This window comes from Peribacillus saganii (assembly GCF_003429095.1).
Taxonomy (GTDB): domain Bacteria; phylum Bacillota; class Bacilli; order Bacillales; family DSM-1321; genus Peribacillus; species Peribacillus saganii.
Genome location: NZ_QVTE01000001.1, coordinates 86551 through 101810, shown reverse-complemented (window position 1 = coordinate 101810; position 15260 = coordinate 86551). Strand labels below are relative to the sequence as shown.

Genomic DNA, 15260 nt, shown 5'->3' with positions numbered 1-15260 from the left:
AGAGTGAAGTCTTTTACAATTTAGTTAGCAAGTCGAAATAATTTGCTGTAAAATATATGCATAAAACCCAAGAGGAGGACCTTATGAGTCAATCAATAGCAAAAACAGGTCCAAATACCTCAGATAAAATTTGGACCAGAGATTTTACACTGATATGTTTGGCCAACTTTTTTATTTTTCTTGGTTTCCAGATGACTTTGCCAACATTGCCGCTGTTTGTGGAGCACCTTGGAGGAAATGATCAATTAATTGGAATGATTGTCGGTGTTTTTACCTTCTCTGCTCTTCTCATTCGCCCATATGCAGGACGGATACTGGAAACAAAGGGGCGAGGCTTTGTCTTTTTGCTTGGACTAGGCATTTTTGTCATTTCAATAGGTTCTTACGGATTTGTGGCCAGCCTGCTTTTTTTATTTGGAATGAGGCTAGTACAGGGAGTTGGGTGGGGATTTTCCACAACTGCTGCGGGAACAATTGCAACTGATTTAATCCCTCCGAGACGACGCGGCGAAGGAATGGGCTATTATGGTTTATCGGGAAGTCTGGCGATGGCCTTTGGCCCTTCACTAGGGCTATTTTTAGTAGACACTATTTCATTTACATTATTTTTTGGCATCTGCTCCATACTGGGCTTATTTGCTTTTCTTTTATCAGCACGAATTCATTATGTCAAAGGCCAAAAACCTTTGGTTAAACCAAAAAGATGGGATGTTTACGAAAAGACCGCTTTAAAGCCATCGATATTGTTATTTTTCATTACCGTTACTTTTGGTGGCATAGCATCCTTTTTACCTTTATATACTGCCGAAAAAGGGATCCCTGGCATCCAATGGTACTTCTTCCTGTATGCGATGGCAGTATTACTGAGCCGGACCTTTGCCGGTAAGCTGTATGACCTGAAAGGCCATCGCTTCCTCTTCCTGCCGGGTGCAACGATGATTTTTATTGCCATGCTGCTGCTTGCCTGGATGCCCAACAGTGCTATCCTATATACAGCGGCAGTACTTTATGGTTTAGGCTTCGGATCATTACAGCCTGCCCTGCAGACATGGTCAATTGAGAATGCGCCCATGAATAGAAAAGGAATGGCCAACGCCACTTTCTTTTCCTTCTTTGACCTGGGAGTCGGGGTTGGTGCGATTTTTTTTGGTCAAATTGGCCACGCATTCGGTTACCTGACCATCTATATTAGCTCGTCTATTTCTGTCCTTATCGCAATTTTGATTTATCTGCCTTCTCTTTGGAAAAAGGAGGCATAGCATTAAAGGCTCTTCTCTCAAAGGAGAAAAGCCTTTTTTGTGCTTGCTGGAATTTATTTTTTTCACGCGAAATACGCCTTTAATAAATAGAAATATTTTGTCAGGGACATCTTCATGAAATAATTATCTACTTTTCTTTGTTTCTCTCGCGCCCAATGAGAAATTAATCTTCCTCTGGGAATAAATCAGTTAGTCCTTCTTCTGAGACCACCCTTATTCCGTTTCTTTTAAGTAAGGCGGATGTAACCCCATTTCCAGACATTTTCTTTCCTAGAAACTCACCATTATAAATCTTTGAACTTCCACAGGACGGGCTAAATTCCTTTAGCACCACTGCGGTTGCATTGAGCTCTTGAGCTTTTCTTAGAGTAATATAAGCTCCATTTATGTATAGTTCAGTTACATCTCTACCCGTTTTTTCGATTACTCTGGCTTTTCCATCAAGGACATCGCCCCCATCACCGCCTATTATCTCAGCAGGTTCTCTGGGGGTTGAAAAACCACCAAGCAATTCAGGGCATACAGTTCTTGCTTTGTTCTCATCTAACATTTGACGTATCTTTTGGTTTAAACAATGAGTACCGTTATATCTTACTTCTAACCCCGCTAAACATGAACTTACTAAAATCATTTTTATCACCCCAATCTGGAACATTATTTCCTTCTTAAGTAAAACTGTCGCGTTAGCGGAATATCTAAATCTTAGTTTTAATTTTTATTCCTGTAAAAATATTAAGTCTATTCACTTTCCCGACAATCTAAAAAACCGCTGAACACAGCGGTTTTGCCATCATTACTTATTTTCTTCATTGACGCGGGTAATGCGGATATCTTTCAAAATCTCACGAACGACCCAGCTTGCTGCGATAAGGCCGGCAACGGAAGGGACAAATGCATTGGACGAAGGAGGCATTTTCGCCTTGCGAATTTTAGCGGCATCGTTCCCCACTTCTTTGCGCACTTCTTCCCGAATAACAATTGGGCTCTCGTCAGAAAAAATAACTGGAATTCCTTTTGTAATGCCTTCTTTTCTTAATCGGGTGCGAATTACTTTTGCAATCGGATCCGTATGGGTCTTGGATATATCCTTAATCATGAAACGCGTTGGGTCCATTTTATTGGCTGCCCCCATGCTTGATATCATCGGGATGTTGCGTTTCAGGCATTCCTTCATAAGGTGTATCTTATACACAATTGTATCAGAGGCATCTACAACATAGTCAATTCCGTATTGGAAAAATTCCTCGTATGTTTCCTCGGTATAAAACATTTTTAGCGAAATGACATCACAATCTGGATTAATGTCTCTAATTCGTTCCTTCATTAAATCCGCCTTAAACTGGCCCACTGTTGACAGAAGTGCAGGAAGCTGGCGATTTACATTTGTTATATCAATATCGTCTTTATCGACAAGGATCAGTCTTCCAACCCCTGACCTTGCAAGAGCTTCAACAGCGAAGGAGCCTACCCCGCCAATCCCTAAAATAGCGACCGTAGTGTTTTTTAGTAAATCAAGGCCCTCTTTTCCAATGGCCAGTTCATTTCGAGAAAATTGATGAAGCATCTTTTTCAACTCCAGTAAAAAATCTTTGTACTACTACAATTCCCATTCCTGAATATATCATAAACCGATATTTATACCAAGTAATTCTATATGCAATAGTGCATGCGCATTTTTGGGGATCTCCAGAGGGTTAGGTTTCCTCCTAAGACGGCAATTGGACTTCCATGGAAGTGCTGCCCTGTCATGGTCTTATTTCATTCTTCAAAAATGGTATGCCCATTTTATAGGCACTGGTTTTTTACATACCATTTATTATATATTTTCCCCATAAAAAAACCCGCACACGAGGTGCAGGAATATATACTCATATTGGGTGTAAGAGTCCCGATTGTGCCGTTTATGCCTTTGTTTTGAACCCGCTCTCCGCAGGTGGGTGCCCTGTTCCTTGCATTTGCAAGTCCTCAACGCTAGGGAGGCATTTACGCAGCCTGGAAACTAAGAGCTCCCGTAACTATAAGTGTTCGGTCAAAACTTATAGGTTAAAGAACGAACACATCAGGACTCTTACTTGTTAAAAGTATAATAGCATATTTTGGGTGCAGGATTCAAGATGTTATCTTTGGAAAATTATACCTTTTCACTCAATTTTAGAGCTAAATGCAATTCTTCAAGCTGCGCTTGGCTTACTTCACCAGGAGCTTCTGTCAGCAGGTCGCTGGCGCTTGCTGTTTTCGGAAATGCAATGGTATCTCTTAGATTTGTGCGTCCTGCCAGCAGCATGACAAGGCGGTCAAGTCCAAGGGCGATGCCTCCATGCGGCGGTGTTCCATACTCAAATGCCTCCATCAGGAACCCAAATTGCTCATTTGCTTCTTCCTTTGTAAAACCTAAAACTGAGAACATTTTTTCCTGTATATCACGTTCATAAATACGCAATGATCCGCCACCAAGCTCATAGCCATTTAGAACCAAGTCATAAGCCTGGGCCCTAACATTTGCCGGATCGCTATCAAGCTTCTCAAGGTCTTCTCTTACTGGCATTGTGAATGGGTGATGCGCCGCAAAATAACGCTTTGCATCCTCATCATATTCCAATAGCGGCCAGTCTGTAACCCAGAGGAAATTGAACTTACTTGTGTCAATCAGGTTTCTTTCTTTGCCAAGCTTGATGCGAAGAGCACCGAGTGCACCTGCAACAACGCTTTTCTTATCAGCAACAAATAACAGCAGATCTCCTTCAACGGCCTCAAGAGTTTCCATAACAGCCTTTTGCTCCTGCTCATCAAAGAATTTGGCAATCGGCCCTTTTAATCCGTCACTTTCTACCTTCAGCCACGCAAGTCCCTTGGCACCATAAACAGCTGCAAATTCGCCTAAAGCATCAATATCTTTACGGGAGTAATCGGCAGCTCCGCCTTTAACATTTATTGCTTTTACTTCTCCGCCACTTTCCACTGCACCTGAAAATACTTTAAAGCCGCTCTCTTTAACCAATTCTGAGACATTGGTAAGCTCCATCGCAAATCTAGTGTCAGGTTTATCGGAACCATAGCGTCCCATCACTTCATCATATGTCATGCGCGGGAATGGCAGTGTAACTTCGATGCCTTTAACCTCTTTCATAACTTTTGCCATCATTTTTTCCGTAAGGGCCATAATGTCTTCCTGGCTCATAAAGCTGGTTTCGATATCGATCTGGGTAAATTCCGGCTGGCGGTCAGCACGCAAGTCTTCATCCCTGAAGCAGCGGGCAATTTGATAATACCGCTCAAATCCTGATACCATCAGCATCTGCTTGAAAAGCTGCGGTGATTGAGGCAGCGCATAAAATTCCCCTTCATGCACGCGGCTTGGCACTAGATAATCACGTGCACCTTCTGGAGTGCTTTTTGTTAAAATTGGCGTTTCTATATCAAGGAATCCTTCTGTGTCCAAATATTCACGGATTGCTTTCGTCGTTTTATGGCGCATTTGGAAAGTTTCAAACATCATTGGGCGGCGCAAATCCAGGTAACGGTATTTAAGCCGGACATCTTCTGAAACTTCCGTTTTATCGTCAATTGCAAAAGGAGGTGTTTTTGCTTCATTAATGATGGTAACTCCCTGTGCCTGTATTTCAATTCTGCCAGTCTTAAGATTCGGATTAAACGTTCCTTCCTGCCGTGCGACAACCAATCCTTGGATATCAAGTACAAACTCGCTGCGGATCTTTTCAGCAATTGCAAGTGCTTCACTTGACAGATCAGGGTTAAAAACGACCTGTACAATCCCTGTGCGGTCTCTTAAGTCAATAAAAATCAGTCCCCCAAGGTCCCGCCTTTTCTGTACCCATCCTTTTAAAGTAACCTTTTCGCCGATTTGTGCTTCTGTGATTTCGCCACAGAAATAAGTTCTGCCCAACATTCCATTTCCTCCTCTTAGCGTTGTGTCTTTTTAAATTCTTCTACAAAGGTTTCCAGGTTCATTTCTACCTGCTCACCCGTTTCCATGTTTTTAAGGTTAATCTTATTATTGCTTAGCTCGTCGTCTCCGAGAACGGCTACAAATCTTGCATTTAAGCGGTCCGCCGCCTTGAACTGCGCCTTAACCTTTCTATCCAGATAATCTCTTTCAGCGGTAAAACCTGCGCCTCTCAGCTGATAGGCCAGTTTGACTGTATAATCCTTTGCTGCGTCTCCCAGTGATACAAGATAACAATCGATTGCCTGCTCCCGCGGAAGCTCTATACCCTCCGCTCCGAGAGCTGCAATTAATCTCTCAATGCTAAGGGCCATTCCGATTCCAGGCGTTTCCGGTCCGCCAATTTCTTCGGCCAGCCCATTATAGCGTCCGCCGCCGCACAAAGTAGTGATAGCTCCAAAGCCTTCCGCATCACTCATGATTTCAAAGGCCGTGTGGTTATAATAATCAAGACCGCGAACTAGTGTCGGATCTACTTCAAACTCAATTCCGAGCGAGGTCAAGTACTTTTGAACTTTTTCAAAATAAACTTTTGATTCGTCGTTTAAATATTCCAAGATGGATGGTGCCGTTGCCATTAACTCATGGTCACGGTCTTTTTTGCAATCCAGGATTCGCAGCGGATTTTTTTCGAGCCGGTTCTGGCAGTCACTGCAGAATTCTCCTATTCTTGGTTCAAAGTGATTCTTTAATGCCTCTCTGTGGCTGGTCCGGCTCTCCTTATCTCCCAGGCTATTGATGATCAGTTTTAATTTTTTCAGGCCAAGTCCTTTGTATAAATCCATTGCCAATGCCAATACCTCTGCATCAATGGCAGGATCGGAGCTTCCCAAAGCTTCTATTCCAAACTGAACGAACTGGCGGAAGCGCCCTGCCTGTGGCCGCTCATAACGAAACATCGGTCCGAAATAGAACAGCTTAACTGGCTGGGAAGCAAGACCGAACATTTTATGCTCGACAAAGGAACGCACAACTGGTGCCGTTCCCTCTGGCCTCAACGTGATATCACGTCCGCCACGGTCTTGGAAGGAGTACATTTCCTTCTGCACGATATCGGTCGTGTCGCCTACACCTCTTAAAAACAGTTCCGTATTCTCGAATATAGGTGTACGGATTTCATGGTATTGATACCTTCTGCATATTTCTCTGGCGGTATTTTCAATGTACTGCCATATTTCTGATTGTCCAGGAAGGATATCCTGAGTACCTCTCGGAGCTTGAATGGACATCTATGTTCCTCCTTTATTTTAAAGCGTAAGCGTCCTGTTGAAGGAAGAACGGCTAAGTGCGCCACGTCCTGTGGCAACGCCGTCCTGACCCACATCCTGTGGCCCTCCGACAAGTATAAGACAAGTACTGAAAGAAGGCGCTTTTTGCCTTCCGAAGTGCTTGGCTTATGACCAGGGTTGCGATGGGTCTTGATCGCAGCATTCGAGGGGGCTGGACGCTGCAGCTAGATATTTGCAGTTGTTAAGAGAGTTAAACAATCTTTTTTAAATAAAAAAACTCTCGTCCCTTGTAAAATACATTACAAAGGGACGAGAGTTATATTCCCGTGGTGCCACCCTAGTTGAAGCACAAAAAAACATGCTTCCGCTCAAAAACAGTTAACGCCTGTATACGTCCATCTCCTACTAAAGTGGTTATAGCTTTTTCAGAGTGAAGCCTACGGAGTGTTCTTTCATTAGGTCATCATGTGAAGATGGTTTCAGCCTGTGCCATTTTCTCTCTTTTCATGTGTTTCCCAGTTACTATTCTCCATCAATGGTTATCAAGGTATTTATGTATTTTTTTATCATACGGATGGAACCGAAAAATGTCAAGGCTGTTCTGAAATATTCCTGCAGATTACTTCATAATACTGGGAAATTTTTAATATTTTGTCCGAATTCGGAATCCCTAATCAAACAGTCTAAAAATCACTTTATCATTATGATCTTTCAAGCCGTTTCTTCAACATCCTGACGTCCCTTACGTGTAAGCCGAATTCTGAAGCAAGCTCCACCATATTGGAGCTTTGTTCTTTTTGAATGAAATCGTGAAAATCCACACCAAAGAGATCATGCCGCCCATTGTGGATTGTATTGCCCTTTTCACTGAATCGCATTTGTGTGCCCCTCCCTTAATCACCGTTACTTACTTCCTATTCTGTCCTTAATCTGTGATTTTTTTCAGAATTTAAGAGGGAATTTTTTTCTTATAGAGAATTTAATATTTTGCGGCAATGCATGCCGCCAATTCTTCACCTCTACATTTTCACTTCACGAATCAAGAAGAATTGCTAACAGGCTGCAGCCAAATCTTTAACAAAGGAGTCATTAGTTTTGAGAAATACAATCTGCAAATTGGCTGTTTCCTTCCTTTTGGTATCTTCACTGACATCTCCCGCTATTCCAATAAAAGCGGAATCAGATGAGGAAATAATAGTGAAAGCCAGTACTGTAAACGTCAGAAAGGGACCGGGTTTAAGCTACCCTATCGTTCAGCAGCTGCAAAAAGGGGACTCCTGTGAAGTCATCAATCAGCAAGGAGATTGGATTGAAATAAGCTCTGGAGCGGGACAATCCGGCTGGGTAGCCAATTGGCTGGTACAAAAGGACGATGCATCCAAAGAAGAAAGAACAAAGGAAGGAACAGCAGAAACCGACAATCTCCGCATTCGATCAGGCCCAGGCATGGATTTTCAAATAACCGGATCCCTTAAGAAAGGGGTAACCTTTCAGGTAATGAAGCAGAATGAAAGCTGGGTAAAAATTCAATACGGGGATAAGGAAGGCTGGGTTTCCTCAGAGTTTGTCAGCTTCAAGAAGGTAAAGGATGAAAAGAAAAAAAAGCAAAAGAAAACCAACTCCAAAAAAGGAGTGATATCAGCTGAACTGTTAAATGTCAGGACAGAGCCTAAAAAAAGTTCAACTTTAGCTGGGAAGCTAGCCAAAAATACTGAAGTAAAGGTCTATTCGAAAAAAGGCGACTGGATAGAAATTGAATTTAAAGGGGAGTCAGGCTGGGTAAGAGAGGAATACATAGTAATAAAGAATAACGATGACTCCAAAAAGAAAAATGAGTCAGATACCCTGGCCACAGTAACGGCCTCAGCCTTATCAGTCCGCAAAGAACCCTCCCTCGATGGCAGAATTGTTGCTAGGATACATGAAGGCGAAAAATATACAATCCTAAAAGAGAAAGGCAATTGGGTACAAATAGAGATAGCAAAAGGCGAAACCGGCTGGGCGGCGGACTGGTACCTTAAGAAAACAGATAAAAAACCTTCAGAATCCAAAATAGAGCTAAAGGATAGCAAAGTCCATGTAATACATAATGGCACAAACTTCCGAAGCAGCAGCGGAGGCAGTTCTCCTATTGTTTATTCTGGAAATGCAGGTGAAAGCTTCCCAATTCTATCCCTCGATGGCAATTGGTATAAAGTCAAACTAGAGGATGGAAGCCCAGCTTATGTCGCAGGCTGGATTGTAACTGTAAGCGGGGATGCTCCACAGCTGGAAAAGGCAGGGATACAAAAGTATCTTTCAAACAAGGTAATAGTCATTGATCCGGGCCATGGCGGACGGGATAATGGAACAACAGGGACAATGGGGACCCTTGAAAAAAACCTGACATATAGAACTGCTCGCTTACTTCAGGATAAATTGAACGCAGCGGGTGCAACAGCAATCCTAACCCGGGAAGGCGATTCGTATGCCTCACTTCCAGCCAGAGTGGGTACCTCCCATTTTCGTGAAGCTGATGCTTTTATCAGCATCCATTATGACGGAGCCAAGGATAAAAGTGCCAGGGGGGTTACTACCTATTACTATCATGCCTTCCAAAAGGACTTAGCCTCTGATATCCATAACTCCCTTACAGCCCAAATCAATCTTAAGGACAGAGGGTACCGTTTCGGGGATTATCACGTAATCCGGGAAAATAAACGAAAAGCCATCTTGCTTGAACTAGGATATCTGAGCAACTCGGCAGAAGAAATGACGATAACAAGCAGTAGTTATCAGGAGACTGTTTCGGGAGCAATCTTTACCGGGCTCGCCAGACATTTTAAAGCGAATATGTGAAGATGATAATCTCGTCATATTGATGCAAAAACACTGCTGATGGAGCTACTTATTTACGAGCTAGTTCAAAAAAGGCCATTCTAGAATGTTAAGAGTGGCCTTTCTATTTAAAAATATCACTCTTGCATTGGCCGGGAATTAGAAGCCCTGCTGGCTGCCAAAACAAATAAACGCATGGAATAGCTGCATGCGTTTTTTAAGATAAAATATTATTTTTTCTCTTTGCTCTCCACAATCAGCGTAACAGGTCCGTCATTCACTAGTTCAACTTGCATCATCGCCCCGAAGGTACCGGTTTCTACTTGAACTCCTTTGTTTCGAAGTTCCTGGTTGAAGGAATTATACAGGACATTTGCTTCCTCTGGCCTGGCGGCATCCATAAAGTTCGGGCGCCTTCCTTTACGGCAATCTCCGTATAATGTGAACTGTGATATCGAAAGGATCGAACCTCCCACATCCAGCAGTGAACGATTCATTTTTTCCTCGCTGTCCTCAAAAATACGCAGGTTTACGATTTTATCTGCGAGATAGACAGCATCTTCCCTTGTATCGCCGTGGGTGAACCCAACCAGTAGTACAAGCCCTTGCTCAATGGAGCCAGTGACCGTGTCTTCAACCGTTACTTGGGCCTTCTTTGACCGCTGTACAACTACACGCATTCAAAATCCCTCTTAATTCATAATTCTTCTTACTGAATAGATATCGGTTATTTGTTTAATTCTTTCGACTACTTTATGAAGATGGCTGATATTATGGATCGATATTGACATATTGATCGTTGCCATCTTATTCCGGTCTGATTTTCCTGAAACAGCTGAAATATTGGTTTTTGTTTCATTAACTGCTTGTAATACTTCATTCAGCAGGCCTCTGCGATCATAGCCGTTTATTTCAATTTCAACATTATATTCCTTGCGGTCATTCAGGCCGCCTTCCCATTCAACAGTGATTAAGCGGCTTTCCGATTCCTCTCCGCCAACGTTTGGACAATCAGAGCGGTGAACAGAAACGCCACGGCCCTTTGTAATGAATCCGACAATTTCATCCCCAGGAACTGGATTGCAGCATCTGGAGAGACGGATCAGCAGATTATCAATTCCATGTACCCGGACGCCAGATTCCCTCCGCTTATTTGATGGGAAAGATTTCAATTCTGAAACAGATTCGCTAATGTTCGTTTCCTGTTCCTGCTCTTTTTTCTTTCGGAGCTTTTCGGTTAGCCGGTTGGCTATTTGAAGACCAGTGATACCGTTATAACCAACTGCAGCATACATATCCTCTTCATTGGCAAAATTAAATTTCTCCGCAACTCGTTTTAGGTTTTCAGGGGTAAGCACCTCTTTAAGATCAAACTCAAGGTTCTTAATCTCTTTTTCAACCTGCTCTTTCCCTTTTTCTACGTTTTCTTCACGCCGCTGTTTTTTAAAGAATTGGCGTATTTTATTTTTTGCCTGTGATGTTTGGGTGAGCTTCAGCCAATCCTGACTTGGACCGTATGAGTGCTTGGACGTAAGAATTTCAATGATATCTCCTGTTTTGAGCTTGTAATCAAGCGGAACCATCTTGCCGTTCACCTTTGCACCGATGGTCTTGTTGCCGATTTCCGAATGGATCCGGTAAGCGAAGTCGATCGGCACAGAGCCTGCGGGCAGCTCAATAACCTCCCCTTTAGGAGTAAAAATAAAGACCATATCAGAGAACAGATCAATCTTTAATGATTCCATGAATTCTTCTGCATTCGTAGCATCGTCCTGAAATTCAATGATTTCCCTGAACCATGTTAGCTTATCTTCGAGGGAAGAAGGCTGAGCTGCATCCTTGCCTTCTTTGTAAGCCCAGTGCGCTGCGATACCAAACTCCGCGATCCGGTGCATTTCGAAAGTCCTGATCTGCACTTCAAGAGGATCTCCCTTTGGACCGATTACGGTCGTATGAAGTGATTGGTACATATTTGGCTTCGGCATAGCAATATAGTCCTTAAAACGGCCTGGCATCGGCTTCCAGCATGTATGGATGATCCCTAGAACTGCATAGCAGTCTTTAATATTGTTTACAACAATCCGGACCGCAAGCAAATCATAAATTTCGCTGAATTGCTTGTTTTGCAGTGCCATTTTCCGATAAATGCTGTAAATATGCTTCGGGCGCCCTGATATTTCTGCTTTTATATTTACTTCGTTTACTTGTGCACGTACCTCTCCGATAACTTCATCGAGATATTGTTCACGTTCGGCGCGTTTCTTCTTCATTAAATTGACGATTCGGTAATATTGCTGCGGGTTCAAGTAACGTAAAGCGGTATCTTCAAGTTCCCATTTGATTTTGCTGATACCCAGACGATGAGCGAGGGGAGCAAAGATTTCCAGTGTTTCATTGGATATTCTTCTTTGCTTTTCTTGAGGAAGATGTTTAAGGGTCCTCATGTTATGGAGCCTATCTGCCAGTTTGATCAGGATAACACGAATATCCTGAGCCATAGCAACAAACATTTTCCGGTGGTTTTCCGCCTGCTGTTCTTCCTGGGATTTATATTTAATTTTACCGAGCTTTGTCACACCGTCGACAAGCATCGCCACTTCTTCACTGAAAGCTTCTTCAATCTGCTTCAGTGTCACTTCAGTATCTTCCACTACATCGTGAAGGAATCCTGCTGCAATGGTAGAAGGATCCATTTCCAAATCAGCCAGTATGCCGGCAACCTGGATAGGATGGATAATATAGGGCTCTCCGGATTTCCGGAACTGTTCCCTATGGGCATGCTCGGCAAATTGAAATGCCTTATAAATAAGATCGGCATCGGACTGCGGAAGATATTCCTTCGCCCGCCCGACGACCTGCTCTGCGGTTAATATTTGATCATTCGCCATGCTATCACCTTTATCGTTCATATCCAGAATGGTTATGAAAAAATCATTATTGTTACTATTATCGAGAAAAACGCGGATAATGTAAAGAATTATTGCCCTAATTATGCCGTTTGCCAAATAATGCTCCCATTTCCACTTAAGAGCCGGCAAATTATTCAAAAGTTTTTCACAGTGTTAACTGAAAGAGCACCCTACTGTTACATAGAGTGCTCTCGTGCATTAAAAGTTCATCAGCGTAAGTATATCGTAGCCATCAAGCTTGCTTTTTCCATCAAGGTAGGTAAGCTCTATCAAAAACGCAATCCCTGCTACAATTCCGCCAAGCTCTTCTACCAGCTTAATAGTAGCTTCAATTGTTCCGCCTGTCGCAAGAAGATCATCCGTAATCAGTACTCTTTGGCCAGGTTTAATCGCATCCTTGTGGATGGTAAGGACGTCCTTGCCATATTCCAAACCGTAGTCAACCTTCACGGTTTCACGCGGCAGCTTGCCTTCTTTGCGCACCGGTGCAAATCCAACTTCAAGCGCATAGGCAACCGGACAGCCGATAATAAAGCCGCGAGCCTCAGGCCCAACTACAATATCAATGTTTTTATCGCGTGCATAGCTTACGATCTGGTCTGTCGCATACTTGTATGCGGCACCGTTATCCATTAATGTTGTAATGTCCTTGAATCTTATACCAGGCTTTGGCCAGTCCTCTACGATTGTTACATATTGCTTTAAGTCCATAGGATTGTTTCCTCCTCAGCATCTGCTGCTTCTCTAATTAAAATATCAAACCTCTGAAATAATTGCTTATATGAAGAATATAAAAGCTCCTGTTCCAGTTCAAACTGTTCTTTCTTTCTCTTATATGAAATGGATTCGTTCAAATCACGCTTGCTTGTTTGTTTAGCGAGTGAAATCAGTCCGTTTTCAATTGTAACAAACTCCAGCTCTAAAAACACCTGCGACATAAAATCGATTGTATCCTTAGACCATCCGCGGTACTTGGCAATATCTTCACAGTACCGTTCAAGGATAAATGGACCTTTTTTTGCAAGAAACGCATAATACCATTTGAAATGATCACGGGTCGGCATTGTACTGAAAAAGTGCTCTTGCTGATGGTGGAAGCAGGCATAAATACGTTCAGGGTGCTTGCCGGTGAGCAGCTTTTCAAGAATGGTCCTAGACGGCGGCATATCTAGCAGAACGACATAACTGCCGGCAAGATCCGTTTCTGCTGCTCCGGTTTCATCCGCTACAAGGCAAGCGTCCAATTCTTCCAAACCTAGAGTACTCAATGTGGCAGGATTAAAAGCTACCATTTTCCTTTTTGATTCGGGTATGGCCGTCAGCATTTTTCTTGCCTGCTTCATTCCTCTATAATCAAATAACTGCCAGTGTGAGACTGCTAAATCATATAAGAATATTTGCGGTTTCCGCATATTATTCCATTCATTCACCGCTAGTTCTCCTACAACAGAAACCTCTGAAAGCGGAGATATTTCGTCGGCATACCGTCCAAGTCCAAAACCAATCCCATCCAGCGAATGCCCGTCTCCTTCCAATAGGAGTTTCATATGGCTTTGATCCGAACCAATCTTTCGAATGGAAGAAATACCTGTTGATTCTATTAGTATTCTCGGTTTTGGATTCCCCATACCAAATGGGGCAAGCATCCCCATTTCCTCAATTGTCTTGAGCGAAATATCACTAAGCGCCGCTTGTCCATCAACGTTGGTAACGGGAATATAATCCTCCTCTGAGAGCAGCTTACATGCCAAAGTATTCAGGCGTGACCTGAGCTCGGATACGTCTTCAATTTTCAAGGTCATCCCTGCAGCCATCGTATGCCCGCCGAAATGAGGCAAAATATCCCTGCAGGTTGATAGATTCTTAAATAGGTCAAACCCCTCAATGCTCCTTGCAGACCCCTTTGCCAGCCCTTTTTCAATATCAAAGCTGAGGACGATGGCCGGGCGGTAGAAGCGTTCCACAAGCTTAGAGGCAACAATGCCGACAACACCTGAGTTCCAGCCTTCCTTTCCAACGATCAGGACGCCGTTATCTTCAGGTGGATATTTTTCTTCTACTTCCCTGATAGCCTCACGTGCCATTTCAGCGACCAATGCCTGACGCTCTTTATTCATCGCATCAATTTCTGAAGCAATTTGCTCAGCATCTTCCCTGGTTTCTGCAAGCAGAAGTTCAATTGCAGGATCTGCAGAGCCAAGCCGGCCTGCTGCATTGATCCGCGGCGCCATTCCAAAGCCGATCGATTCTTCATTTAAGACTTCCTGCTGGATGCCGGCTACCTTCATCAAAGCCGTTAGTCCCGGCCGGTTTGTACGCTGAAGGCCCTCGATTCCGAGCGCAGCAATCATCCTGTTTTCTCCTTTTAATGGAACAAGGTCCGCTATTGTTCCTATTGCCGCTATTTCAAGTAAATCTGAAGGCATTTTTCCGAGTAATGCGTGGGCAACTTTAAAAGCAACACCTACCCCTGCCAGTTCTTTACACGGATAGTTACCCTCCTCTAGCTTTGGATGTATAATGGCCAATGCTTCTGGTAAAACAGGACCCGGCTCATGATGATCCGTAATGATATAATCCATGCCCAGTTCTTTTGCAATCTTGGCTTCATGGACAGCAGAAATACCGGTATCAACTGTAATTAACAGGTTTACTCCGGACTCGGCCGCCTTCCTGAACGCCTGTTCATTAGGTCCATAGCCTTCTGTAAACCGGTTTGGTATATAGTAATTAACCCTGGCACCAAGTTTTTTAAGGGTAAGCAGCATTACAGCCGTACTGCTGACGCCGTCTGCATCATAGTCTCCAAAAATCATGATATTTTCTTGATTTTTAATAGCCTCGCTGATTCTGTTAACTGCTATTTGCATTCCAGGAAGCAAATAGGGATCGTGAAATTCCTGCTCTTTTACAAATAAAAAAGACCGTGCCTCATCACGGGTATCTATACCGCGGTGAACTAACAATGTAGCCACAAGCGGAGTTATGTTTAGTTCCTGTGTCAGCCTATTGACTGCATCTTGATCGGCTGCCTTCGCAACCCAGCGCGTTCTTGAATGTAACATGCATTCACTCCTCAACC

At 43.3% G+C, this 15260-nt stretch carries 11 protein-coding genes, 1 other RNA gene and 1 other annotated feature; of the genes, 2 read left to right on the top strand and 10 right to left on the bottom strand.

The window, feature by feature from the left end; genetic code table 11:
- The first annotated feature begins 83 nt into the window (after positions 1 to 83).
- The gene (locus D0469_RS00475; protein ID WP_117324694.1) at positions 84 to 1259 is read left to right on the top strand and encodes an MFS transporter; all 1176 of its coding nucleotides are present in this window, start codon (positions 84 to 86) and stop codon (positions 1257 to 1259) included.
- A gap of 163 nt (positions 1260 to 1422) precedes the next feature.
- Here D0469_RS00475 and D0469_RS00470 read toward each other — a convergent pair whose 3' ends face one another.
- The 6 genes from D0469_RS00470 to D0469_RS21290 form a co-directional block, all read right to left on the bottom strand.
- Positions 1423 to 1890 (bottom strand): DUF523 domain-containing protein, encoded by a 468-nt coding sequence (locus D0469_RS00470; RefSeq protein WP_117324791.1) that lies wholly within the window; start codon positions 1888 to 1890, stop codon positions 1423 to 1425.
- Between the two features lie 162 nt (positions 1891 to 2052).
- Complete coding sequence (locus D0469_RS00465) at positions 2053 to 2823, bottom strand: tRNA threonylcarbamoyladenosine dehydratase (protein WP_117324693.1); 771 nt, start codon at positions 2821 to 2823, stop codon at positions 2053 to 2055.
- A 317-nt stretch (positions 2824 to 3140) separates the two neighbouring features.
- Positions 3141 to 3328: non-coding RNA, 6S RNA (gene ssrS / locus D0469_RS00460), on the bottom strand.
- Positions 3329 to 3390: 62 nt separating this feature from the next.
- On the bottom strand, positions 3391 to 5166 hold the full coding sequence (aspS, locus tag D0469_RS00455; protein ID WP_117324692.1) for an aspartate--tRNA ligase: 1776 nt from the start codon (positions 5164 to 5166) through the stop codon (positions 3391 to 3393).
- Between the two features lie 14 nt (positions 5167 to 5180).
- Positions 5181 to 6452 carry a histidine--tRNA ligase gene (gene hisS / locus D0469_RS00450; RefSeq protein WP_117324691.1) on the bottom strand — a complete coding sequence of 424 codons (1272 nt, stop codon included), beginning with the start codon at positions 6450 to 6452 and terminating at the stop codon, positions 5181 to 5183.
- Positions 6453 to 6754: 302 nt separating this feature from the next.
- Positions 6755 to 6997: a binding site (T-box leader), on the bottom strand.
- Between the two features lie 156 nt (positions 6998 to 7153).
- Positions 7154 to 7330: a hypothetical protein gene (locus tag D0469_RS21290; protein WP_199478289.1), complete on the bottom strand. Its 177-nt coding sequence runs from the start codon at positions 7328 to 7330 to the stop codon at positions 7154 to 7156.
- Positions 7331 to 7547: 217 nt separating this feature from the next.
- On the opposite strand from D0469_RS21290, the gene D0469_RS00445 reads away from it, so the two are divergent.
- Positions 7548 to 9290 (top strand): SH3 domain-containing protein, encoded by a 1743-nt coding sequence (locus D0469_RS00445; RefSeq protein WP_117324690.1) that lies wholly within the window; start codon positions 7548 to 7550, stop codon positions 9288 to 9290.
- Between the two features lie 209 nt (positions 9291 to 9499).
- Here D0469_RS00445 and dtd read toward each other — a convergent pair whose 3' ends face one another.
- From dtd to recJ, 4 genes are all read right to left on the bottom strand, one after another.
- Positions 9500 to 9949, bottom strand: a complete 450-nt coding sequence (gene dtd / locus D0469_RS00440) for a D-aminoacyl-tRNA deacylase (RefSeq protein ID WP_117324689.1) — start codon at positions 9947 to 9949, stop codon at positions 9500 to 9502.
- Positions 9950 to 9961: 12 nt separating this feature from the next.
- Positions 9962 to 12157, bottom strand: coding sequence for a RelA/SpoT family protein (locus D0469_RS00435; protein WP_117324790.1), 2196 nt, complete (start codon positions 12155 to 12157; stop codon positions 9962 to 9964).
- A 219-nt stretch (positions 12158 to 12376) separates the two neighbouring features.
- Positions 12377 to 12889, bottom strand: coding sequence for an adenine phosphoribosyltransferase (locus D0469_RS00430; protein WP_117324688.1), 513 nt, complete (start codon positions 12887 to 12889; stop codon positions 12377 to 12379).
- Positions 12880 to 15243, bottom strand: a complete 2364-nt coding sequence (recJ, locus tag D0469_RS00425; protein ID WP_117324687.1) for a single-stranded-DNA-specific exonuclease RecJ — start codon at positions 15241 to 15243, stop codon at positions 12880 to 12882. The genes D0469_RS00430 and recJ overlap by 10 nt, the downstream gene beginning before the upstream one ends.
- Positions 15244 to 15260 lie beyond the last annotated feature (17 nt).

Coding starts and splice junctions, on each gene's coding strand:
- D0469_RS00475 (WP_117324694.1), top strand. CDS start 84: ATGAGTCAATCAATAGCAAAAACAGGTCCAAATACCTCAGATAAAATT.
- D0469_RS00470 (WP_117324791.1), bottom strand. CDS start 1,890: ATGATTTTAGTAAGTTCATGTTTAGCGGGGTTAGAAGTAAGATATAAC.
- D0469_RS00465 (WP_117324693.1), bottom strand. CDS start 2,823: ATGCTTCATCAATTTTCTCGAAATGAACTGGCCATTGGAAAAGAGGGC.
- aspS (WP_117324692.1), bottom strand. CDS start 5,166: ATGTTGGGCAGAACTTATTTCTGTGGCGAAATCACAGAAGCACAAATC.
- hisS (WP_117324691.1), bottom strand. CDS start 6,452: ATGTCCATTCAAGCTCCGAGAGGTACTCAGGATATCCTTCCTGGACAA.
- D0469_RS21290 (WP_199478289.1), bottom strand. CDS start 7,330: ATGCGATTCAGTGAAAAGGGCAATACAATCCACAATGGGCGGCATGAT.
- dtd (WP_117324689.1), bottom strand. CDS start 9,949: ATGCGTGTAGTTGTACAGCGGTCAAAGAAGGCCCAAGTAACGGTTGAA.
- D0469_RS00435 (WP_117324790.1), bottom strand. CDS start 12,157: ATGGCGAATGATCAAATATTAACCGCAGAGCAGGTCGTCGGGCGGGCG.
- D0469_RS00430 (WP_117324688.1), bottom strand. CDS start 12,889: ATGGACTTAAAGCAATATGTAACAATCGTAGAGGACTGGCCAAAGCCT.
- recJ (WP_117324687.1), bottom strand. CDS start 15,243: ATGTTACATTCAAGAACGCGCTGGGTTGCGAAGGCAGCCGATCAAGAT.